Here is a 21,505-nt window from a genome sequence, read left to right on the forward strand (position 1 = left end):
ACGTCCACTCCCCTGCTATCGCACTCGTAACAGGGGCTGAAAAATCAGCAAGTTAGCCTGACGAGGCTGCGCTCATGGCTCGACCGCATACCGCGTTGCCGGTAGGGGCGAGCTGCTATTCGCGACCACATTCGCCGACAGCCAGGAATGGCATTGCCGCTCGGAAATGTGTTCGCCGACAAAAGAAAAAAGGAGTCCGCCTGTGGCTATTCGCTATGGCAAAGGGCTGATAGGAGGAGCGGTTGTCGTCGCTCTCCTGGCCCTGCTGGTCCACTGGATCGGCATCAACACGATCGAACTGTACCGCGACGATTTGTTGTTTTACCTGCAAGCTCACTTGATCCTCGTACTTGTTTCGATGCTGGCCGCCCTGATCGTAGGGATTCCCGCCGGTATCCTGCTGAGCCGACCCAACATGGTCGGGCGCGCAGAACGCTTCATGCAGATCTTCAACATCGGCAATACCGTCCCTCCCCTGGCCGTACTGGCCATCGCCCTCGGTGTCCTTGGCATCGGCAGCGGCCCCGCGATCTTCGCGCTGTTCCTCGCCTCGTTGCTGCCCATCGTGCGCAACACCTATGAAGGCCTGAAAAACGTTCAAGGTTCCCTGAAAGAAGCCGCCGTCGGCATCGGCATGACGCCGCGCCAGGTGCTGTTTCGCGTGGAATTGCCCAACGCCGTGCCGATCATCATCGGCGGTGTGCGCGTGGCCCTGGCGATCAACGTCGGTACCGCGCCCCTGGCGTTCCTGATTGGCGCCAACAGCCTGGGCAGCCTGATCTTCCCCGGCATCGCCCTGAACAATCAGCCGCAACTGCTGCTCGGCGCCGCATGCACCGCGCTGCTGGCCTTGCTGCTCGACGGTCTGGTGACCATGGCCAGCCGCCTTTGGCTGGAACGCGGGTTGCGTCCGTCTTAAGGCTTTGGCCCCGTCTTGGGCCTGAAACAGGAATTCACATGAAAAAACTGACATTGATATTGAGCTGCGTCCTGCTGTTCGCAGGGTTTGCGCAAGCCGCTGAAAAACCGGTCATCCGCATCGGCGCCCGGGTGTTCACTGAACAGACCCTGCTCGCCGAAATCACCTCCCAGTACCTGCGCACCAAGGGCTACGACACCCGTGTGACCGGCGGCCTGGGCAGCAACCTGGCGCGCAGTGCCCAGGAAAGCGGGCAACTGGACCTGATCTGGGAATACACCGGCGTGTCGCTGGTGGCCTACAACCATGTCGACGAGAAGCTCGACAGCGAACAGTCCTACGCCCGAGTGAAAGAACTCGACGCGAAAAAAGGCCTGGTCTGGCTCTCCCCGTCGAAATTCAGCAACACCTACGCCCTGGCCCTGCCAGAGAACGTGGCCAAGGAATTCCCGCAGATCAACAGCATCAGCGACCTGACCGCGGCACTGGCCGAGAAAACCAAGGAAAACCGCCTGGTGGCCCTGGACACCGAGTTCGCCAACCGTTCCGACGGCATGGCCGGCATGGTCAAGCTGTACGACATGAACCTGACCCGCAAGAACACCCGGCAGATGGACGCCGGCCTGGTGTACACCGCGCTGCGTAATGGCCAGGTGTTTGCCGGCTTGGTCTACACCACCGACGGTCGCCTGAACGCCTTCAAATTGAAGCTGCTGGAAGACGACAAGCACTACTTCCCGGACTACACCGCCGCGCCGGTGGTGCGTCAGGTTTACCTCGATGCCCATCCGCAACTGGCCGCTGATCTCAAGCCACTGGCTGCGCTGTTCGACGACGAAACCATGCGCCAGCTGAACGCGCGGGTCGACGTCGACCACGAAAGCCCGTCCGCCGTGGCCGCAGATTTCCTGCGCCAGCATCCGATCAACTAAGAGGAGAAGACATGGAATTCCTGAACGCCTTTTCCCATCTTGATTGGGCCCAAGTCCTGCACCTGACCTGGCAGCACATCACCCTGGTCGGCATTGCAGTGATCCTCGCAATCGTCGTCGGCGTGCCCCTGGGCGTGCTGATGACCCGCTTCCCGACGCTCGCCGGCCCATTGCAAGCCAGTGCCACGGTGTTGCTGACCGTGCCGTCGATTGCGCTGTTCGGCCTGCTGCTGCCGTTCTACTCCAAGTTCGGCCAGGGCCTGGGGCCGATGCCGGCGATCACCGCCGTGTTCCTCTATTCCCTGTTGCCCATCATGCGTAACACCTACCTCGCCCTCACCGGCGTTGAGCCAGGCATTCGCGAGGCCGCCAAAGGCATCGGCATGACCTTCGGCCAGCGCTTGCGCATGGTCGAGCTGCCGATTGCCGTACCGGTGATCCTCGCCGGTGTGCGCACCGCCGTCGTCATGAACATTGGTGTGATGACCATCGCCGCCACCATCGGCGCCGGTGGCCTGGGTGTACTTATTCTGGCTTCCATCAGCCGCAGCGACATGTCGATGCTGATCGTTGGCGCCGTGCTGGTCAGTCTCCTGGCCATCTTCGCCGACCTGCTTCTGCAATGGCTGCAACGCACGCTGACTCCAAAAGGACTGCTCAAATGATCGAACTTCAAAACCTGACCAAGACCTTCCAAAGCAACGGCAAGACCATCACCGCCGTTGATTCCGTAAGCCTGACCGTCAACGAAGGCGAAATTTGCGTATTCCTCGGCCCCTCGGGCTGCGGCAAGAGCACCACGCTGAAGATGATCAACCGCCTGATCAAGCCGACCTCCGGCAAGATCCTGATCAACGGCGAAGACACCACCGACCTTGACGAAGTGACCCTGCGTCGCAACATCGGCTACGTGATCCAGCAGATCGGCCTGTTCCCGAACATGACCATCGAAGAGAACATCGTGGTGGTGCCCAAGCTGCTGGGCTGGGACAAGCAGAAATGCCACGACCGCGCCCGCGAGTTGATGAGCATGATCAAGCTCGAACCCAAGCAGTACCTGCATCGCTACCCGCGTGAGCTGTCCGGCGGCCAGCAACAGCGGATCGGCGTGATCCGCGCCCTGGCGGCGGATGCACCGTTGCTGCTGATGGATGAGCCGTTCGGCGCGGTCGACCCGATCAACCGCGAGATGATCCAGAACGAGTTTTTCGAGATGCAGCGCGCGCTGAACAAGACCGTGATCATGGTCAGCCACGACATCGACGAAGCCATCAAGCTGGGTGACAAGATCGCGATCTTCCGCGCCGGCAAGCTGCTGCAGATCGACCACCCGGACACCCTGCTGGCCCACCCTGCCGACGAATTCGTCAGCAACTTCGTTGGCCAGGACAGCACCCTCAAGCGCCTGCTGCTGGTGAAGGCTGAAGATGCGGCGGACAACGCGCCGTCGGTCAGCCCGGAAACCCCGGTGGCGGATGCCCTGGAGCAGATGGATGAGCTGGACCGTCGCTACGTGGTGGTCACCGATGCCGAGAACAAGGCCCTGGGTTATGTGCGACGTCGCGACCTGCATCGTCAGACCGGTACCTGCGGCCAGTACCTGCGGGAATTCAACGCCACGGCGGCGTATGACGAGCATTTGCGCATCCTGCTGTCGCGGATGTACGAGTTCAACCGCTCGTGGTTGCCGGTGATGGATGCGGAGCGGGTGTTCCTCGGGGAGGTGACCCAGGAGTCGATTGCCGAGTACCTGAGTTCCGGTAAGTCCCGTGGGGGCAAGACCAGCATTGTGTCGCCTGCCGAGACAGCACTGGCCTGACCTGACACACAGCGGTCAAAATGTGGGAGCGGGCTTGCTCGCGAAGGCGGAGTGTCAGTCACCGGATGCATTGGCTGATACACCGCATTCGCGAGCAAGCCCGCTCCCACATTGGATCTTCACTGTACCCGCAACACCTCAAATTGCCCCTACCGGGGAACATCAATCCGTCATACCGGTCGGTTACATAAGTAGCTGCACGCGACCGCACGACGAACGCGTGCAAAAACGCGACATTTTTAGTTGATCTATAGCCCCTCACGTCCTAAAGTTCGCGCCGAACGTCCATGCTGGAAACGATCCATCCGGCTCAAGTACTGACGACGAGACAGCAAGGCCAAGGGAAGCGGTTGATCCCATGGCCTTTTTGCTTTCGGCGACATGCCTTGGGAAGTAGGCGAACCAAAGTGGGGATACGGAGGACGTTCATTTGCACCCATTGATCAATCTAGTTTGCCAGTAGGAGTTCCCAGCATGTCGATCCAGGTCGAAGACTATTTCGCGCGCGCCACTTTTGACAAAATGAAGGCGTTTGCCGACACCCAGGAAACCCCGTTCGTGGTGATCGACACCGCGATGATCAGCCAGGCCTACGATGACCTGCGCGCCGGTTTCGAATTCGCCAAGGTGTATTACGCCGTCAAGGCCAACCCGGCCGTCGAGATCATCGACCTGCTCAAGGACAAGGGTTCGAGCTTCGACATCGCGTCGATCTACGAGCTGGACAAGGTCATGGACCGCGGCGTCAGCCCCGACCGTATCAGCTACGGCAACACCATCAAGAAATCCAAGGACATCCGCTACTTCTACGAGAAGGGCGTGCGCCTGTTCTCCACCGACTCCGAAGCCGACCTGCGCAACATCGCCAAGGCCGCCCCGGGTTCGAAAGTGTATGTACGTATCCTCACCGAAGGCTCGACCACGGCCGACTGGCCGCTGTCGCGCAAATTCGGCTGCCAGACCGACATGGCCATGGACCTGCTGATTCTCGCTCGCGACCTGGGCCTGGTGCCTTACGGCATCTCCTTCCACGTCGGCTCGCAACAGCGTGACATCAGTGTGTGGGACGCGGCGATCGCCAAGGTCAAAGTGATCTTCGAGCGCCTGAAGGAAGAAGACGGCATCCACCTGAAGCTGATCAACATGGGCGGCGGCTTCCCGGCCAACTACATCACCCGCACCAACAGCCTGGAAACCTACGCCGAGGAAATCATCCGCTTCCTCAAGGAAGACTTCGGTGACGATCTGCCGGAAATCATCCTGGAGCCGGGCCGTTCGTTGATCGCCAACGCCGGGATCCTGGTCAGCGAAGTGGTACTGGTTGCGCGTAAATCCCGCACCGCCGTCGAGCGCTGGGTATACACCGACGTGGGCAAATTCTCCGGCCTGATCGAAACCATGGACGAAGCCATCAAGTTCCCGATCTGGACCGAGAAGAAAGGCGAGATGGAAGAAGTGGTCATCGCCGGCCCGACCTGCGACAGCGCCGACATCATGTACGAGAACTACAAGTACGGCCTGCCGCTGAACCTGGCGATTGGTGACCGGATGTACTGGTTGTCCACCGGTGCGTACACCACCAGCTACAGCGCAGTTGAATTCAATGGCTTCCCGCCGTTGAAATCGTTCTACCTGTAAACGCACGCCCTGATCGTTCCCACGCTCTGCGTGGGAACGCATCCGGTGACGCTCTGCGTCACGCCGTTAGAGCGGACGCAGGGCGTCCAGGGCGGCATTTCCACGCAGCGCGTGGGGACGATCAAGTTCAATCGCATGCTCTTGATAGATCTCGGCCATTGCCCGTATCTGCGGCTCATTGGCGGCACACAACGCCTTGTGCGCCACCCGCAAGAACTTCAAATTCCCGCCCGCCAGTGCCTTGCGCAACCATTCCAGTGCCGTTTCTATCTCGCCTCGGTCCGCCAACACCGCCGCATAACTGAACTGCCCGCGAAAATCCCCGCCTTCTGCTGACTGGCGATACCACGCCACCGCCGCCTCCAGATCCCTCGGGCAGTACTGCCCTTCTTCCAGATAACGCCCCAGCAGGTTCATCGACTTGGCATGGCCCAGTTCCGCCGCCTGTCGATAACACGCCAGCGCCTGGGTTTGATCCTCGGCAACCCCGCGCCCGGTCGCCAGCAGGTTGGCGTAGTTGTACAAACCCCAATCCAGCCCGGCCTCGGCCGCCCGACGATATTCCCGGGCCGCCGCCACGGCATCCGCCTCGCAACCCCAGCCATGCTCCAGGCAACGCCCGAGCATATTGCGCGCCATCAAATGCCCGCCCTTGGCGGCAATGCGGAACCAGCGCATTGCCAGTGCTTCATCGCGCTCGATGCCGCGCCCTTCCAGCAGGATTTGCCCGAGCAGCGCCTGGGCATCCACCACGCCCTCTTTCGCGGCGATCAAAATCGCCTGGGCGGCGCGCACCGGGGAGTCGTCGAGCATGCTCTGCAATTGCTCAACGTTGAGTACTTCTTCACGGCGCAATAAAAAGCCCACGCTCAGACCTCAACCCAGCGGCGCAGCAGGTTGTGATAGGTGCCGGTGAGCTGGATCAGCGCGGGGTGGTCGGGCACGTCGCGGCTCAGTTGCTGGATCGCCCCGTCCATCTCGAACAGCAAGGTGCGCTGGCTGTCCTCGCGCACCAGGCTTTGGGTCCAGAAAAACGAGGCGTAGCGCGCGCCGCGGGTCACGGCGTTGACCTTGTGCAGGCTGGAGCCGGGGTACAGCACCATGTCGCCCGCCGGCAACTTGACCCGCTGCAGGCCGAAGGTGTCCTGGATTTCCAGCTCGCCGCCGTCGTAGTCGTCGGGGTCGCTGAAAAATACCGTGGAGGAAAGGTCGGTGCGCACCCGCTCGTGGCTGCCCTTGGACTGGCGCACGGCGTTGTCGATATGGAAGTCGAAACTGCCACCGGCGGTGTAACAGTTGAGCAATGGCGGGAAGACCTTGTGCGGTAACGCCGCTGACATGAACAGCGGATTTTTCCACAGTCGATCGAGGATCGCCGCGCCGATTTCCTTTGCCAACGGGTGGCCTTCCGGCAGTTGCAGGTTGTGTTTGGCCTTGGCCGATTGGTGCCCGGCAGTGATTTTGCCGTCGGCCCACTCGGTGTGCGCCAGGGCTTCGCGGATGCGCAGCACTTCCTCGCGAGAGAACAGGCCGGGAATGTGCAGCAACATGGAGGCATTACCTGAAAACAGTGAGACGCCAATGGTAGTGATTCTTATTGACTGTGTACAACCCTACTCCCGCCCAAAGGACGAACGAGATCGTCAAAACCGTAAGCAAAAAGTGTAAAGAACGTAAATTCAGTGCGAATAGTAATGTATCGCAATTGATATGAAGTCTTGTTCTCCCTATATTCCGCGGCCTCACCTCCTTGGGGAAAGGACACACTCATGCCGCGCACTTCGATAAAAACACCTGCCAGTTCACCACGTTTGCTGGCCTCGGCCATCGGCGTTGCCATCAGCGCCAGCGCTGCCGCCCAAATGGCGCAAGCTGCTGAAGACACCGAGCAGAAAGGCGAGCGCAACAGCATTTCCCTGGGAGCCACCAGCATCACCGGCCAGGAACAGGACAGCACGTCCTACCAGGTCGAAAAAGCCTCCTCGCAGAAGTACACCGCGCCGCTGGTAGATACTCCGCGCTCGGTCACCGTGGTGCCGCAGCAAGTGCTCAAGGACACCGCCGCCACCTCGTTGCAGGACGCCTTGCGCACCGTGCCGGGGATTACCTTCGGCGCCGGTGAAGGCGGCAACCCGCAGGGCGACCGTCCGTTCATTCGCGGCTTCGACGCCCAGGGCGATACCTACCTCGACGGCGTGCGCGACACGGGCGGCCAGAGCCGCGAGATCTTCGACATCGAATCCATCGAAGTCAGCAAAGGCCCCAACTCGTCATTCGGCGGCCGCGGCTCGGCCGGCGGCAGCCTCAACCTGGTGAGCAAGACGCCACAGGCGCGGGACTTCACCAACGGTGGCTTCACCTACGGCTCCGACCAGACCCGCCGCTATGTGCTCGACGTCAACCGTCAGTTCCTCGACAGCGCGGCCTTCCGCCTGAACCTGATGAGCCACGAACAGAACGTCGCCGGGCGTGATGCCGTCAACTACGACCGCTGGGGCGTGGCGCCGTCGCTGACCTTCGGCCTGGGCACTCCGACCCGAGTCAACTTCAGCTACTACCACATGGAAAGCAACGACCTGCCGGATTCGGGCATTCCGTATGGCTACAGCAACAGCGGCGCAAGAGCCGCCCACGTGCATGACAAGCCAACCGACGGCGGCGACAGCAACAACTTCTACGGCCTCAAGGATCGCGACTTCCGCAAGACCCGCGCCGACATCAGCACGTTCTCCATCGAGCACGACCTGAACGACAACATGACGCTGAAAAACACCCTGCGCCACGGCAACACCGGCCAGGACTATATCGTCACCCAACCCGACGACAGCCAGCACAACGTCAACCAGTTCGGCACCGTGTGGCGCCGCGCGAACACCCGCGTGTCCACCACCGAGACCACCACCAACCAGACCGATCTGTTTGGCAGCTTCCAGGCGCTGGGCTTCAAGAACACCTACTCCACCGGGCTGGAATTCACCGGCGAAGAAACCCGCTACAGCGGCTACACCGTCAGCCCGAACAGCAACCCCGGTTGCCCGGTGCCCGGCAAAGGCGGCCAGTGCACCTCGCTGGGCAACCCGAACCCGGACGATGCCTGGACCGGCAGCATTGCGCGCAACTACAACGGCACCAACACCAAGGCCACCAGCCGTGCCGCCTATGTGTTCGACACCATCGAGCTGGACCCGAAATGGCTGCTGAACGTCGGCCTGCGCTACGACACCTTCGACACCGTGGCCAACACCAATGCGGTGCCGACCGCCACCGTCAAGGCCCGCAGCAAGATCAAGAACGACAGCCAGTTCTTCAACTGGCAGGCGGGCCTGGTCTGGAAGCCGGTTGAAAACGGCAGCATCTATGCCTCCTACGCCACCTCAGCCTCACCGGCCGGCGGCCTGGTAGGTGAAGGCGCCGACGGCAACCCGCTGTCTGCCGGTGCCGCCACCAGCGACCTGAAACCGGAAGAGACCGTCAACTACGAGCTGGGCACCAAGTGGGACATGTTCCACGACCGCCTGTCCCTGACCGCCGCGGTGTTCCGCACCGAGAAGAAAAACACGCGAATCCTGGTGGACGCGCTGACCTATGAAAACGGTGGCGAATCACGCGTCGACGGCCTGGAGCTTTCCGCCAGCGGCAAGCTGACCGATCAATGGCAAGTGTTCGCCGGCTACAGCTACCTGAAAAGCGAACTGGTGGACCCGGGCCTGAACGGTCGTAACGGTGTCGTCAGTGCCGGCTCGAACAAAGGCAACCAGATGCCCAACACGCCGAAGAACACCTTCAGCCTGTGGACGACGTATGACGTGACACCGAAGCTCACCATCGGCGGCGGCGCGTTCTATGTCGACGAGGTCTACGGCGATGCGGGCAACACCGTCTACGTGCCGTCCTACACCCGCTACGACGCCATGGCCAGCTACAAGCTGACCAAGAACGTCGACCTGCAGTTGAACGTGCAGAACCTCACCGACAAGACCTACTACGACAAGGCCTATGCCTCGCATTTTGCCAACCAGGCAGCCGGTCGTACGGCCCTGCTGACCACCAGTTTCCATTTCTAAACCGATACAAATGACTGCACGAAACCCCACGCATCGGATGCGTGGGGTTTTTGCGTGTAAAAAAGAATGTTTCTCGACAACTCGCGGCATAATGCGCGCCGTGAAACACCTAACCTGATGACGAGGCCGTACGACGTGTTGAAGAAAACCCTGTTCCAGTTGCATTGGTTCTTCGGCATTACCGCCGGGCTGGTGTTGGCCTTGATGGGGATCACCGGCGCGACGGTGTCGTTCCAGGATGAAATCATCGAGTTGCTGAACCCGACGGTGTTGACGGTGGAAAAGCGTCCGGCCGGGGTACTGCCGCCCGCTGAACTGGTGCACCTGCTGGAAGCCCGTGAAGGCAAAGTCGTGTCGATGCTCACGGTGCAGCCCGACAGCACCAACGCGGCCAAGGTCTGGTTCACCCCACCGCCCGGTGAACGCCGCGGGCAGATGCGCTACTTCGACCCGTACACCGGCGATTACCTGGGCGATGCCGTCGGCCAGGACTTCTTCGGCTTCGTGCTGCAACTGCACCGTTTCCTCGCCATCGGCGACACCGGCCGGCAAATCACCGGCGCCTGCACGCTGATCCTGGTGTTCTTCTGCCTTTCGGGCCTGTACCTGCGCTGGCCGCGCCAGGTGGCAAGCTGGCGTGCATGGCTGGCGGTGGACTGGCGCAAGAAAGGCCGCAGTTTCAACTGGGACCTGCACTCGGTATTCGGCACTTGGTGCCTGCTGTTCTATCTTCTGGCGGCACTCACCGGACTGTTCTGGTCCTACGAGTGGTACAGCAACGGCATGACCAGACTGCTGTCCGACGCGCCGCAGAACGAACGCGTACGCAAGCGCGGCCCGGCCTCCGAAGGGCCTGCGCCGGTGGCCAATTACGCCGCGATCTGGAGCAGCATCTACAGCAACGCCGGCCCCGGCTTGAGCGGCTACAACATCCGCATGCCCGCGGTCGCCGGCCAACCCGCCACCGTCTACTACCTGCTGAAGACCTCGCCCCACGATCGCGCGCTGAACCAGATCAACCTCGACCCGGGCACCGGTGAAGTCAAATCCCATGACACCTACGCCGGCAAAAGCTTCAAGGCGCAGATCCTGACCAGTATCTATGCGCTGCACACCGGCAGCTACTTCGGCCTGCCCGGCCGGATCATCCTGACGTTCAGCGCGCTGCTGATGCCGCTGTTCTTCATCACCGGCTGGCTGCTGTATCTGGACCGCCGCCGCAAGAAACGCCAGGTGCGCGATGCCCGCAAAGGCCTGACCGGCAACCACAGCGACGCGCCGGCCTGGCTGATCGGCTTTGCCAGCCAGAGCGGCTTTGCCGAGCAACTGGCCTGGCAGACCGCCGGGCAGTTGCAGGCCGCCGGCGTGCCAGTGAACGTGCAGTCGCTGGGCAGCGTCAGCGAAGAGGATTTGCGCCAATCGAGCCATGCGCTGTTCGTGGTCAGCACCTTCGGCGACGGCGAGGCACCAGACAGCGCCCGCGGTTTCGAGCGCAGCGTGCTCGGCCAGGACCTGTCCCTCAAGGGCCTGAACTACTCGGTGTTGGCCCTGGGTGATCGCCAGTACCAACACTTCTGCGGCTTCGCCCGGCGCCTGCATTTCTGGCTGACCAACCAGGGCGGCAACCCGCTGTTCGCCCCGGTGGAAGTCGACAGCGGCGACACCGATGCGTTGCTGCACTGGCAACAACAACTGGGCCAACTGACCGGCCATGCACCCGCTGCGGCATGGGCCAGCGCGACCTATGAAAACTGGACCCTGAAGCAACGCACCCTGCTCAACCCGCACAGCAGTGGCTCCGGCGTCTATTTGCTCGGGCTCACCCCGCCAGCCCCCCGGGACTGGCTGGCCGGCGACCTGGTGGAAGTGCTGCCACGCAATTGCCCATGGGCCATCGAACACTTCCTGGAAGGCCTGGGACTGGCCGGCAGCGAAGGTGTGGTAGTCGACGGCCTTGCACACACCCTCGACCAGGCCCTGGCCGGCCGCCAACTGCCGGACAATCGCGCACACCTGGTGGGCCTGCATGCCCAGGCGCTGGTCAATGCACTGGTGCCGCTGGGCATGCGCGAATACTCCATCGCCTCGATTGCCAGCGACGGTGTGCTGGAGCTGATCGTGCGCCAGGAGCGTCACCCCGATGGCAGCGTGGGCGTGGGTTCCGGCTGGTTGACCGAACATGCACCGCTGGGTTCGACCATCAGCCTGCGAGTGCGGCGCAACAGTGGTTTCCATCTGCCGACCGAGCCGCTCCCGATGATCCTGCTGGGCAACGGCACCGGCCTTGCCGGGTTGCGCAGCCTGCTCAAGGCGCGGGTTGCCGACGGCCAGCAGCGCAACTGGCTGCTGTTTGGCGAACGCAATATCGCCCATGACTACCACTGCCAGGACGAGCTGCAAGGCTGGCTGGCCAGCGGTGACCTGGCGCTACTGGACCTGGCCTTTTCCCGGGATCAGGCAGAGAAAATCTACGTGCAGGATCGCCTGCGCGAATCAGCGGATGTGCTGCGTAAATGGGTGGCGGATGGCGCCGCGATTTACGTCTGCGGCAGTTTGCAGGGGATGGCGGCGGGTGTGGATCAGGTGCTGCACGATGTGCTGGGCAGCGAAGCCGTCGAACGCTTGATCGAGCAGGGCCGCTACCGCCGGGATGTTTACTGACCCCCTGAAGATACACCGGTCAAAATGTGGGAGCGGGCTTGCTCGCGAAGGCAGTGGATCAGTCCATACATCTGTTGACTGACACACCGCCTTCGCGAGCAAGCCCGCTCCCACATTGGCTCTTCTTCAGTAGGTAGATTGCATTGCAATCACACTGGCGCCAGTTTCTGTTCAAACACTGAAACCCCATCCAGGTCCCGCAAAATCACCGTCAGCTCCGCCGTCTGCCCGTCAATCTGCACTTCGCCAAAAAACTGGAACCCGGCAAACGGCGAGCTGTTCTGCACCGTCGGCGCCTTCTCGAACACCACTTCCGGGCCAAAGGTTTTATCCAGCGGATTAGGCCCGAAACTCCCGGCATTCAACGGCCCGGCGACGAATTCCCAGAACGGCTCAAAATCCTGAAACGCCGCCCGATCCGGATGGTAATGATGGGCTGCGCAGTAATGCACATCCGCCGTCAGCCACACGTGATTACGCACCTGCTGCGCCCGCAGAAACGCGAGCAGTTCAGCAATTTCCAACTCGCGCCCCTGGGCCGGGCCCGGGTCGCCGTTGGCGATCGCTTCCCAACGCGGCACGCCGGGGCTGACCTCACCGTCGGGCACGCCCAGGCCAATGGGCATGTCGGCGGCGATGACTTTCCACTGCGCCTGGGAGGCCTTCAATTCGCGCTTCAGCCAGTCCAGTTGCTCACGCCCAAGGAACGGTTTTTCACCGCCAAGGTTGTCATCGTTCGGCCCGCGATAGCTGCGCATGTCCAGCACAAACACATCCAGCAACGGGCCGTAGCCGAGCTTGCGATAGATGCGCCCGCCCTGGTCGGCGCTTTGCCGGCGCATCGGTGAATATTCCAGCCAGGCCTGACGCGCACGACCCACCAGGGTATTGATGTCGCGAGTCTTGTAGCGCTCATCCAGTTGCTTGCTCGGCGACCAGTTGTTGATCACCTCGTGGTCGTCCCACTGCCAGATCTGCGGCACTTCGGCGTTGAAGCGACGTACGTTCTCGTCCATCAGGTTGTAGCGGTAGTTGCCCCGGTATTCATTCAGGGTTTCAGCGACTTTGCTTTTGGCTTCGGTGGTGATGTTGCGCCAGATGCGTCCGTCCTCGGTGGTCAGTTGCGCGGGCACCGGGCCGTCGGCGTAGATGGTGTCGCCGCTGTGAATGAAGAAGTCCGGCAGGCGCAGGCGCATGGCTTCGTAGATGCGCATGCCGCCGATGTCCGGGTTGATGCCGAAGCCCTGGCCGACGGTGTCGCCGCTCCACACAAAGCGGATATCCCGGCGCTGCTGCGGCACGCTGCGCAGGTGACCGAACCAGGGCTCGCTGGCCACGCCGGTCTGGGCATCTTCAAAGTGCACACGGTAGAAAATCGCCTGGTCGACGGGCAGGCCGGTGAGTTCGACACGGGCGGTGAAATCGGTGCGGCTGTCGGCCAGGGGCGAGACGAATTTGCGCGGGTTGCTGAATACGCTGCGGGTGTCCCACTCCACTACCATCCGGGCCGGGCGGTCGCTGCGGCTCCAGATCATCGCGCGGTCGCCCAGCAGGTCGCCGGACTGCACGCCGTCGGTGAGTTGCGGGCGATCCTTGACCGAGGCGATCACCGCAGGCGCGAGGCCCGGCAGCAACAGGCCGGCGCCGACGGCTTGCATCACGCGGCGGCGGCCGAGATTGAAGTGGCTCATGCGGGTTCCCTCTCGAGCAGCAAAAGGGAAACTTAAGCATGAAGGGATGAACGAGTTATGACACCGGCCTTATTGCTCACGGAGGTCAAATGTGGGAGCTGGCTTGCCTGCGATAGCCTCAACTCGGTTGCGTTGATACACCGAGGTGCCTGCATCGCAGGCAAGCCAGCTCCTACATGAACCGCGTTATGCCTGGGCGGGTGCGACAGAAAGTTCTACGGTCTCAGGGCGCTTGAGGAATGCATACACCACGGCAGTCAACAAACTGCCCGCCACGATCGCCAGCAGGTACAGCAGCGCATGGTTGATCGCATTCGGGATCAGCATCACAAACAATCCACCATGGGGCGCCATCAGCTTGCAGCCGAAATACATCGACAGCGCACCGGTCAGCGCACCGCCGGCGATGCTTGCCGGGATTACCCGCAGCGGGTCCTTGGCAGCAAACGGAATTGCGCCTTCAGAGATAAAGCACATGCCGAGGATCAGCGCGGCCTTGCCGGCTTCACGCTCGGTCTGGGCGAACTTGCGCCGCGCCAGGAAGGTGGCGATGCCCATGCCAATCGGCGGCACCATGCCGGCAGCCATGGTCGCGGCCATGGGTGCACCGCTTTGCGCTGCCAGCAGGCCGACGGAAAACGCGTAGGCCGCCTTGTTGATCGGGCCACCGAGATCGACGCACATCATGCCGCCCAGCAAGATGCCCAGCAGCACGGCGTTGGTGGTGCCCATGGTGCTGAGAAAATCCGTGAGGCCGGTGAGCATCTTCGCCACCGGCGGCCCTACCAGGTAAATCATCGCCAGGCCGGTGAACAGACTCGCCAGCAACGGGATGATCAGGATCGGCTTGAGGGCTTCCAGGCTCTGGGGCAAACGGATCGCGCGGCTGATGAATTTGACGCAGTAGCCGGCGAGAAAGCCGGCGAAGATCCCGCCGATAAACCCCGCGCCCAAAGTGCTGGCCAGCAGGCCACCGATCATGCCGGGGGCCAATCCAGGACGGTCGGCAATCGAGTAGGCGATGTAACCCGCCAGCAGCGGCACCATCAGCATGAACGCCTGGTCGCCGACGGTTTTCAGCGCGGCGGCCAGGGTGCCTTTTTCTTCAAAGGCATGAATGCCGAACACGAATGACAGGGCGATCAGCAGACCGCCCGCCACCACCATCGGCAGCATGAACGACACGCCGGTGAGCAAGTGTTTGTAGACACCGGTCTTCTCCGGTTTGGCAGCGGCACCACTGGCAGCGGATTCCTGCTTGCCTTCGGCCAGCGCCTTGTTGAGGGTCGCCTCGGATTGCTTGAGCGCGATCCCGGTGCCGCAGCGATAGATTTTCTTGCCGGCAAAGCGCTCGGTGGCGACTTCGATGTCGGCGGCGAGCAGCACCACGTCGGCGTCACGAATCGCCTCGGGACTCAGCGGCGTGCGGGCGCCCACGGAGCCCTGGGTTTCCACCTGCAAGTCATACCCGAGGCGCTTGGCGGTTTGCTGCAACGCTTCGGCAGCCATGAAGGTGTGGGCGACGCCGGTCGGGCACGCGGTGATCGCGACGATACGCGGCGTGCTTTTCGCCGGTGCCGCGTCAGCCACCTGCACCTGGGCCTCCTCGGCCCCGCGACGCAACACCGCGTCCACATCCTGCAACGCCTGGGCCGGCGTGCTGCGGAATACACGTTTGCCGACAAAACGCTGCATGTCCACCGGCGTGCTGCTGACCAGCAATACCCACTCGGCGGCTTCAAGGGTGGCCGCCGACAATTGGCGTTCCGGATGCTGCACGTCGACCACTTCGACGCTGGTGCTCCAGCCCTGGCGTTGCGCGGCAGCATCCAGCAAGCGGGCGCACAGCACACTGGTGACCATGCCGTTCGGGCAGGCAGTAACAATGGCTAACTTCATGACCAACCCTCTTATTGTTCTGTCAGCGGGCGCACGTGGACGCCGCTCTGCAAAGTCTCAAGCTGCGCTTCGTCGGTGATGCCAAAGCCGATCTGCGTGACCGCCATCGCGGCAATGGCGGTGGCGCGGCCCAAGGTCTGCTCCGGCGTATCGCCACTGAGCAAACCGTGAAGCATCCCGGCCAGCAGCGAGTCGCCGGCGCCTACGGTACTGGCCACGGTTACCTTGGGCGGCGTGGCGTGCAGCGCGGTATCCGGGCTATACCAGCTCACACCTGCGGCACCGTCGGAGACCACCACATGCTCAACACCTTGCCGATGCAGTTGGCGGATGGCATCTGTGGAATGACCAAGGGCATCGGCCAGCTCTTCGGTATTGGGTTTGACCAACCACGGGCCGGCGTTCAATCCGGCGCGCAGCGCTTCGCCGCTGGTGTCCAGGGCGACTTTCAAGCCGAGGTTTTTCAGTTGCTGCAGCAGGCCCTGGAACCACTGAGGGGTGATGCCGCGTGGCAGGCTGCCGGCCACGACGACGGCGTCGTAGCCCGGAGCAATCCGCGCCAGTTGCTCAAGCAGTGCGTGTTGCGCCTGCTCGCTGACCAACGGGCCCGGCGCATTGACATCCGTGACCCGCCCGTCCTGCTCGGCGATCTTGATATTGCTGCGGGTTTCGCCCGGCACGCGAATAAAGGCATCGGTAAAACCGCGACGGGCAATCAGCATCTCGAATGCCTGGGGATTGTCCTCTCCAAGAAAGCCGCCCACGGTCATCTGATGACCAAGGTCCGCCAGCACCTGCGCGACGTTCACGCCCTTGCCGGCAGCGTGGGTGATCATCGCTTCGCTGCGGTTGACCTCGCCCGGTTCCAGGCGCGCCAGGCGCACCGTCAGGTCCAACGCCGGGTTCAGCGTCAGGCTTAAAATCCTTGCCATTTACACGGCCTCCACAAGCGCACGCACTTCGGCGGGAGAACCCACCGCCAGGGCTTTTTGTGCCAGGCCCTGGGCCTCGCTCAGACTGAATTCACGCACCCGTGCCTTGACCTCGGGGATGCTGCGCGCAGACACACTCAGCTCATCCACTCCCAGGCCGATCAGCACCGGAACTGCCAACGGGTCGGCTGCCAGCTCGCCGCACACGCCGACCCATTTGCCATGGGCATGGGCGGCGCGCACGGTGATGTCGACCAGTTGCAACACCGCCGGATGCAGGCCGTCAGCCTGGGCCGACAGCGTCGGATGGCCACGGTCGATGGCCAAGGTGTATTGGGTCAGGTCGTTGGTGCCGACGCTGAAGAAGTCCACTTCCTTGGCCAGTACCGGCGCCAGCAACGCGGCCGACGGCACTTCGATCATGATCCCCAGTTGCAGGTCGGCCACCGGGATTTCCAGGCGCAGGCGCTCGGTCATGTCCCGGGCCTGGCGCCACTCGTCAACACTGCCAACCATCGGGAACATGATGCGCAGTGGACGGTTGTCTGCCGAACGCAACAGTGCGCGCAATTGCGCTTCCATGATCTGCGGGCGTTGCAGGGTCAGGCGAATGCCGCGCACGCCGAGGAAGGGGTTTTCTTCCTTGGCGATCGGCCAGTAAGGCAGCGGTTTGTCACCGCCCACATCAAGGGTGCGCACCACCAGCGGCCGGCCGCCGAGGCCGTCGAGCACGCGGCGGTATTCGGCTTCCTGGGTGGCTTCGTCGGGCGCTTGTTTGTGGGCCATGAAAATCAGTTCGGTGCGCAGCAGGCCGATGCCTTCGGCGCCCTGCTCCACCGCGCCGGCAACCCCGGCGCTTTCGCCGATATTGGCGAATACTTCGACGGCATGGCCATCGCGGGTCAGGGCCGGTTCATGGCGTTGGGCAGCGGCGGCTTGCAGACGTTGTTCGCGGGTGTCGCGTTCGACGGTGGCGCGCTGCAAGGTGGCGGCGTCGGCGTCCACATGCAGGCGACCGCGCTGGCCATCCAGCAACAACGGCGTGCCCGAAGCCAACAGCAATACAGCAGGGCCTGCACCCACCAGCGCGGGAATGCCCAAAGCACGGGCGACGATGGCGCTGTGGGCGGTGGCGCCGCCACGGGCAGTGAGGATGCCGGCGACACGCACCGGGTCCAGGCGCGCCACGTCCGAGGGCCCCACTTCGTCCATCACCAGGATGTAGGGTTCGTCCGGCTCCTGGGCGGTTTCGACGCCGCACAGTTGTGCCAGCACGCGGCGGCCAATGTCACGCAGATCGGCAGCGCGCTCGGCGAGCAAGGCGTCCTGCAACGATTCCTGCTGTTTGGCGGCGGCTTCGATCACGCTCATCCACGCGGCCTCGGCGCTTTCGCCCTGCTTGAGGCGCGTCTCGACTTCGTCGGTCAGTTCCGGGTCGTCGAGCATCTCCTGGTGGGTGATGAAGATCTCGCGGATGGCCTTGGATTTGCTGCGCTCGATCAGGCCCTGGATGTCCCGGCGCACGTCGGTCAATGCCGCGTGCAGGCGCTGGCGCTCGATCACCGGCGACTCGCCGCGCAGCGGGTATTCGAAAGGTTGCAGCACCTGGATATGCGCCGGGCCAATCGCAATGCCGGGGGCGGCGGCGATGGCCTGGATCAGGCTGCCGGACACTGGCGCGCTGATCACCGGTTCGATCTCGACCACGGCTTGTTGGGCGCTGACTGCCGGCAGCGGCTCGACTTCTTCGCCGAGGCCGTCTTCCACTGCCGCCAGCAAGGCGGGCAAGGCGTCACCGGCAATGGTTGGCTCGGCGACAAACTCCAGTACCTGGCCGCGACGCGCACCGAGGCTGAGCAACTTGCTCAGGCTTTTTACCGATACCGCGCCGACGTCTCCATCGACGATGCGCACACGGATTTCACCGGCAAAACTTTTCGCCAATTGCGCGAGGATCTTCGCCGGGCGCGCATGCAGCCCGTGGGCGTTGGCCAGGGCAATGCGCACGCTTGGCCAGTCGGCTGGCAGTTCACCGCCGAGCACTTCCAGTACGGCCCGGCTGCTGGTGGCGCGGCCGAGTTCCTGGCCACGGCCTTCGATCAGCAAGGCACACAGGCGTTCGAGCAAGGTCTGGTGGGCCTCGCCGAGGCTGGCCAGGCAGAACAGGCCGCTCAATGGCTGGCCCAGGTAACGCATCGGTTTATCCGGGGTGACAAAAGCCAGGCCCGGGCGCTTCACCGTCTGCTCGCTGTGCAACCACCACAAGCCATCGCCCAGGGGCAGCGCGTCGACTTGTTGCAGCACGGCGGCAAAGCCATTGCTCACGCAATCGGCCTGGCGCAGCAGGCGTGCGCCTCTCCACACCAGTTCTTCGAAATCATCAGCCGACACGCCCAGGCCAATCATCTGTGCGTCCAGCGCCAGCTCCTGCGGCGCACCTTGTAGCAGTTTCAGCAAGGCCTCGGCAGAACTGGCGCGACGCAGGGCCTGGCCCAGGTCGGTCTCGCCAAGGGCACGGGTCAGCAGTTGCAGCAGGCGCAGGTGTTCGTCGGATTTGGCGGCAATGCCGATCGCCAGGTAGACGATCTGGCCATCGCCCCAATCCACGCCGTCGGGAAATTGCAGCAGGCGCACGCCGGTGGCGAACACTTGGTCGCGGGTTTCGGGGGTGCCGTGGGGGATGGCGATACCCTGGCCGAGAAAGGTCGAACCTTGGGCTTCACGCGCTTGCAAGCCACTGAGGTAACCCTCGGCGACCAGGCCATCGGCCACCAGTTTTTCAGCGAGCAGTTGCAAGGCAGCAGACTTATCCACAGCCGTCTGGCCCATGGATATCTGCTCGTGGGTGAGCTCAAGCATGCCGTTCTCCTAGTTAGTGCGGCGGGCGCACTAGGTATTATTTTGAATAAATCAGTGCAAAAGCGTTCGAATAAAATTGACTGAGTGGTCAGTTGGCAGGACCACACTCGTCGCGATAATCGTAAAAATACGCTTGCTGAAACGTTTAATCTAGAATTTATGGCAGATTACGCGTTAATTTCCCATGATTGAAGAGCCACTCGGCTGTTGAGTTGCGACAATGGTCGCCTGCAGTAATCGGTTACGATTGGACAAAATGTCGGGGCAAGCTCTAAAAAACAAGGAAATCCCGGTTTGAAACTCAGTGATATCGCGCGCATTGCCGGTGTGTCTGTGACCACCGCCAGCTACGTCATCAATGGCAAGGCCGAACAGCAACGGATCAGCAGCGCAACCGTCGAACGGGTGCGCGCCGTGGTTGAAGAACATGGCTTTACGCCCAACCCCCAGGCCGCCGGGCTGCGCAGCCGGCACACCCGTACCCTGGGTTTTATCCTGCCGGACCTGGAAAACCCCAGTTACGCACGCATCGCCAAGTTGCTCGAACAAGGCGCCCGTGCCCGCGGCTATCAATTGCTGATCGCCAGCTCCGACGACGACGCCAACAGTGAGCGGCAACTGCTGCAACTGTTCCGCGCCCGCCGTTGCGATGCGCTGTTTGTCGCCAGCTGCCTGCCGGCCACCGACGACAGCTACCGCGAACTGCAAGCCAAGGGTTTGCCGGTGATCGCCATCGACCGGGTGATGGAGTCTACGCAGTTTTGCTCGGTGGTCAGCGATGATCGCCAGGCCTGCCAGCAATTGACCAGCAGCCTGCTGCACCCGCTGCCCAAGCAGATCGTGTTGATCGGCGCGCGGCCAGAGCTGAGCATCAGCCAGGAACGTACCGCCGGTTTCAAGCAAGCGCTGAAAGACTTCAGCGGCGAAGTGCTGATCGAACAAGGCGAGTCGTTCAGCCGCGACTGTGGCCGACAGCTGATGGAGCAGTTGCTGCAAAGCCTGGGGCATTTGCCTGACGCACTGGTGACTACGTCCTACGTCCTGCTGCAAGGGGTGTTTGACGCGCTGCATGACTTCCCGCTCAAATCCCGGCCACTGCGACTGGGGACGTTTGGCGACACCCAACTGCTGGATTTCCTGCCGCTGCCGGTGAATGCCATGGCCCAGCAGCATCAGTTGATTGCCGACACCGCGCTGCGCCTGGCGCTGGCGGCCATTGAAGAACAGCACTACGAACCCGGCGTGCATGCCATCGGCCGTACGTTCAAGCAGCGGATTCACTCGGAGTAAGCGGTGTGGAGCTGATCGACAGCCACACCCATCTGGATTTTCCGGACTTCGATACGGACCGCCGCGAAGTCCTGAGCCGCAGTCGCCGCCTGGGCGTGCGCAGGATGGTGGTGCTCGGGGTCTATCAGCAGAATTGGCAACGGTTGTGGGACCTGGTGCAAACCGACGCGGATTTATTCGCCGCCTTCGGCCTGCACCCGGTGTATCTCGACCACCATCGCCCCGCCGACCTGACGGAACTGGGCGACTGGCTGACCCGCCTGAACGGCCACCGGCAACTGTGCGCGGTGGGCGAAATCGGCCTGGATTATTTCCTCGAACAGCTGGACCGCGAACGCCAGCAAAGCCTGTTTGAAGCGCAACTGAAGCTGGCGGTGGATTTCCAACTGCCGGCGCTGCTGCATGTGCGCCGCAGCCACGCTGCCGTGATCGCCACTCTCAAGCGCATTCGGCTGCCACGGGGCGGAATCATCCACGCATTTGCCGGCAGCCAGGAAGAGGCCCGCGAGTACATCAAGCTCGGCTTCAAACTGGGCCTGGGCGGCGCGGCCACGTGGCCGCAAGCCCTGCGCATGCACAAGGTGATCGCCCGGCTGCCGCTGGAAAGCGTGGTACTGGAAACCGACTCACCGGACATGGCCCCCGTGATGTACCCCGGCCAGCGCAACAGCCCCGAACACCTGCCAGACATCTGCGCCGCCCTGGCGGAGCGTATGGGCATCAGCTCCTCAGCGCTGGCCGAGGCGAGCACCCGTACTGCCTGCGAGCTGTTCAACTGGTAGGGGCCCATCCCCGATGCAT

15 protein-coding genes are annotated in these 21,505 nt (G+C 62.6%); 9 read left to right on the plus strand and 6 right to left on the minus strand.

Annotated elements, in window-relative coordinates:
• Positions 1-166: 166 nt before the first annotated feature.
• From HX801_RS07575 to HX801_RS07595, 5 genes are all read left to right on the plus strand, one after another.
• Positions 167-919, plus strand: coding sequence for an ABC transporter permease (locus HX801_RS07575; protein ID WP_233092015.1), 753 nt, complete (start codon positions 167-169; stop codon positions 917-919).
• Positions 920-957: 38 nt separating this feature from the next.
• Positions 958-1,851 (plus strand): glycine betaine ABC transporter substrate-binding protein, encoded by an 894-nt coding sequence (locus tag HX801_RS07580; RefSeq protein ID WP_003215975.1) that lies wholly within the window; start codon positions 958-960, stop codon positions 1,849-1,851.
• Positions 1,852-1,862: 11 nt separating this feature from the next.
• Positions 1,863-2,516 carry an ABC transporter permease gene (locus HX801_RS07585; RefSeq protein WP_003215973.1) on the plus strand — a complete coding sequence of 218 codons (654 nt, stop codon included), beginning with the start codon at positions 1,863-1,865 and terminating at the stop codon, positions 2,514-2,516.
• Positions 2,513-3,670 (plus strand): betaine/proline/choline family ABC transporter ATP-binding protein, encoded by a 1,158-nt coding sequence (locus tag HX801_RS07590; protein ID WP_008437274.1) that lies wholly within the window; start codon positions 2,513-2,515, stop codon positions 3,668-3,670. The genes HX801_RS07585 and HX801_RS07590 overlap by 4 nt, the downstream gene beginning before the upstream one ends.
• A 474-nt stretch (positions 3,671-4,144) precedes the next feature.
• The gene (locus tag HX801_RS07595) at positions 4,145-5,308 is read left to right on the plus strand and encodes a type III PLP-dependent enzyme (protein WP_003215969.1); all 1,164 of its coding nucleotides are present in this window, start codon (positions 4,145-4,147) and stop codon (positions 5,306-5,308) included.
• A gap of 66 nt (positions 5,309-5,374) precedes the next feature.
• On the opposite strand, the gene HX801_RS07600 is transcribed toward HX801_RS07595, so the two are convergent.
• Positions 5,375-6,175 (minus strand): tetratricopeptide repeat protein, encoded by an 801-nt coding sequence (locus HX801_RS07600; protein ID WP_177021844.1) that lies wholly within the window; start codon positions 6,173-6,175, stop codon positions 5,375-5,377.
• 2 nt (positions 6,176-6,177) lie between these two features.
• Positions 6,178-6,858: a Fe2+-dependent dioxygenase gene (locus tag HX801_RS07605; protein WP_008437276.1), complete on the minus strand. Its 681-nt coding sequence runs from the start codon at positions 6,856-6,858 to the stop codon at positions 6,178-6,180.
• 219 nt (positions 6,859-7,077) lie between these two features.
• On the opposite strand from HX801_RS07605, the gene HX801_RS07610 reads away from it, so the two are divergent.
• Both HX801_RS07610 and HX801_RS07615 read left to right on the plus strand, forming a co-directional pair.
• On the plus strand, positions 7,078-9,372 hold the full coding sequence (locus HX801_RS07610) for a TonB-dependent siderophore receptor (protein ID WP_177021845.1): 2,295 nt from the start codon (positions 7,078-7,080) through the stop codon (positions 9,370-9,372).
• 135 nt (positions 9,373-9,507) lie between these two features.
• The gene (locus HX801_RS07615) at positions 9,508-12,033 is read left to right on the plus strand and encodes a sulfite reductase flavoprotein subunit alpha (RefSeq protein ID WP_177021846.1); all 2,526 of its coding nucleotides are present in this window, start codon (positions 9,508-9,510) and stop codon (positions 12,031-12,033) included.
• 149 nt (positions 12,034-12,182) lie between these two features.
• On the opposite strand, the gene HX801_RS07620 is transcribed toward HX801_RS07615, so the two are convergent.
• The 4 genes from HX801_RS07620 to ptsP form a co-directional block, all read right to left on the minus strand.
• The gene (locus HX801_RS07620) at positions 12,183-13,724 is read right to left on the minus strand and encodes an alkaline phosphatase (protein ID WP_008437279.1); all 1,542 of its coding nucleotides are present in this window, start codon (positions 13,722-13,724) and stop codon (positions 12,183-12,185) included.
• Positions 13,725-13,910: 186 nt separating this feature from the next.
• Complete coding sequence (locus tag HX801_RS07625; protein ID WP_003215951.1) at positions 13,911-15,623, minus strand: PTS fructose-like transporter subunit IIB; 1,713 nt, start codon at positions 15,621-15,623, stop codon at positions 13,911-13,913.
• A gap of 11 nt (positions 15,624-15,634) precedes the next feature.
• On the minus strand, positions 15,635-16,555 hold the full coding sequence (pfkB, locus tag HX801_RS07630) for a 1-phosphofructokinase (protein ID WP_177021847.1): 921 nt from the start codon (positions 16,553-16,555) through the stop codon (positions 15,635-15,637).
• Positions 16,556-19,414 (minus strand): phosphoenolpyruvate--protein phosphotransferase, encoded by a 2,859-nt coding sequence (ptsP, locus tag HX801_RS07635; protein WP_177021848.1) that lies wholly within the window; start codon positions 19,412-19,414, stop codon positions 16,556-16,558.
• A gap of 294 nt (positions 19,415-19,708) precedes the next feature.
• On the opposite strand from ptsP, the gene cra reads away from it, so the two are divergent.
• Both cra and HX801_RS07645 read left to right on the plus strand, forming a co-directional pair.
• Positions 19,709-20,704, plus strand: coding sequence for a catabolite repressor/activator (cra, locus tag HX801_RS07640; protein WP_003215943.1), 996 nt, complete (start codon positions 19,709-19,711; stop codon positions 20,702-20,704).
• A gap of 5 nt (positions 20,705-20,709) precedes the next feature.
• A complete protein-coding gene (locus HX801_RS07645) occupies positions 20,710-21,486 on the plus strand; it encodes a TatD family hydrolase (protein WP_177021849.1) in 777 nt (258 codons plus the stop codon).
• The last annotated feature ends 19 nt before the right edge of the window (positions 21,487-21,505 follow it).

The organism is Pseudomonas sp. G1002 (assembly GCF_013385455.1).
Classification (GTDB): domain Bacteria; phylum Pseudomonadota; class Gammaproteobacteria; order Pseudomonadales; family Pseudomonadaceae; genus Aquipseudomonas.

Excerpts from the sequence above, each read along its gene's own strand:
- HX801_RS07625 (WP_003215951.1), bottom strand. The coding sequence starts at position 15,623 with ATGAAGTTAGCCATTGTTACTGCCTGCCCGAACGGCATGGTCACCAGT.
- ptsP (WP_177021848.1), bottom strand. The coding sequence starts at position 19,414 with ATGCTTGAGCTCACCCACGAGCAGATATCCATGGGCCAGACGGCTGTG.
- HX801_RS07605 (WP_008437276.1), bottom strand. The coding sequence starts at position 6,858 with ATGTTGCTGCACATTCCCGGCCTGTTCTCTCGCGAGGAAGTGCTGCGC.
- HX801_RS07610 (WP_177021845.1), top strand. The coding sequence starts at position 7,078 with ATGCCGCGCACTTCGATAAAAACACCTGCCAGTTCACCACGTTTGCTG.
- HX801_RS07580 (WP_003215975.1), top strand. The coding sequence starts at position 958 with ATGAAAAAACTGACATTGATATTGAGCTGCGTCCTGCTGTTCGCAGGG.
- HX801_RS07590 (WP_008437274.1), top strand. The coding sequence starts at position 2,513 with ATGATCGAACTTCAAAACCTGACCAAGACCTTCCAAAGCAACGGCAAG.
- HX801_RS07575 (WP_233092015.1), top strand. The coding sequence starts at position 167 with ATGTGTTCGCCGACAAAAGAAAAAAGGAGTCCGCCTGTGGCTATTCGC.
- HX801_RS07595 (WP_003215969.1), top strand. The coding sequence starts at position 4,145 with ATGTCGATCCAGGTCGAAGACTATTTCGCGCGCGCCACTTTTGACAAA.
- pfkB (WP_177021847.1), bottom strand. The coding sequence starts at position 16,555 with ATGGCAAGGATTTTAAGCCTGACGCTGAACCCGGCGTTGGACCTGACG.
- HX801_RS07585 (WP_003215973.1), top strand. The coding sequence starts at position 1,863 with ATGGAATTCCTGAACGCCTTTTCCCATCTTGATTGGGCCCAAGTCCTG.
- HX801_RS07620 (WP_008437279.1), bottom strand. The coding sequence starts at position 13,724 with ATGAGCCACTTCAATCTCGGCCGCCGCCGCGTGATGCAAGCCGTCGGC.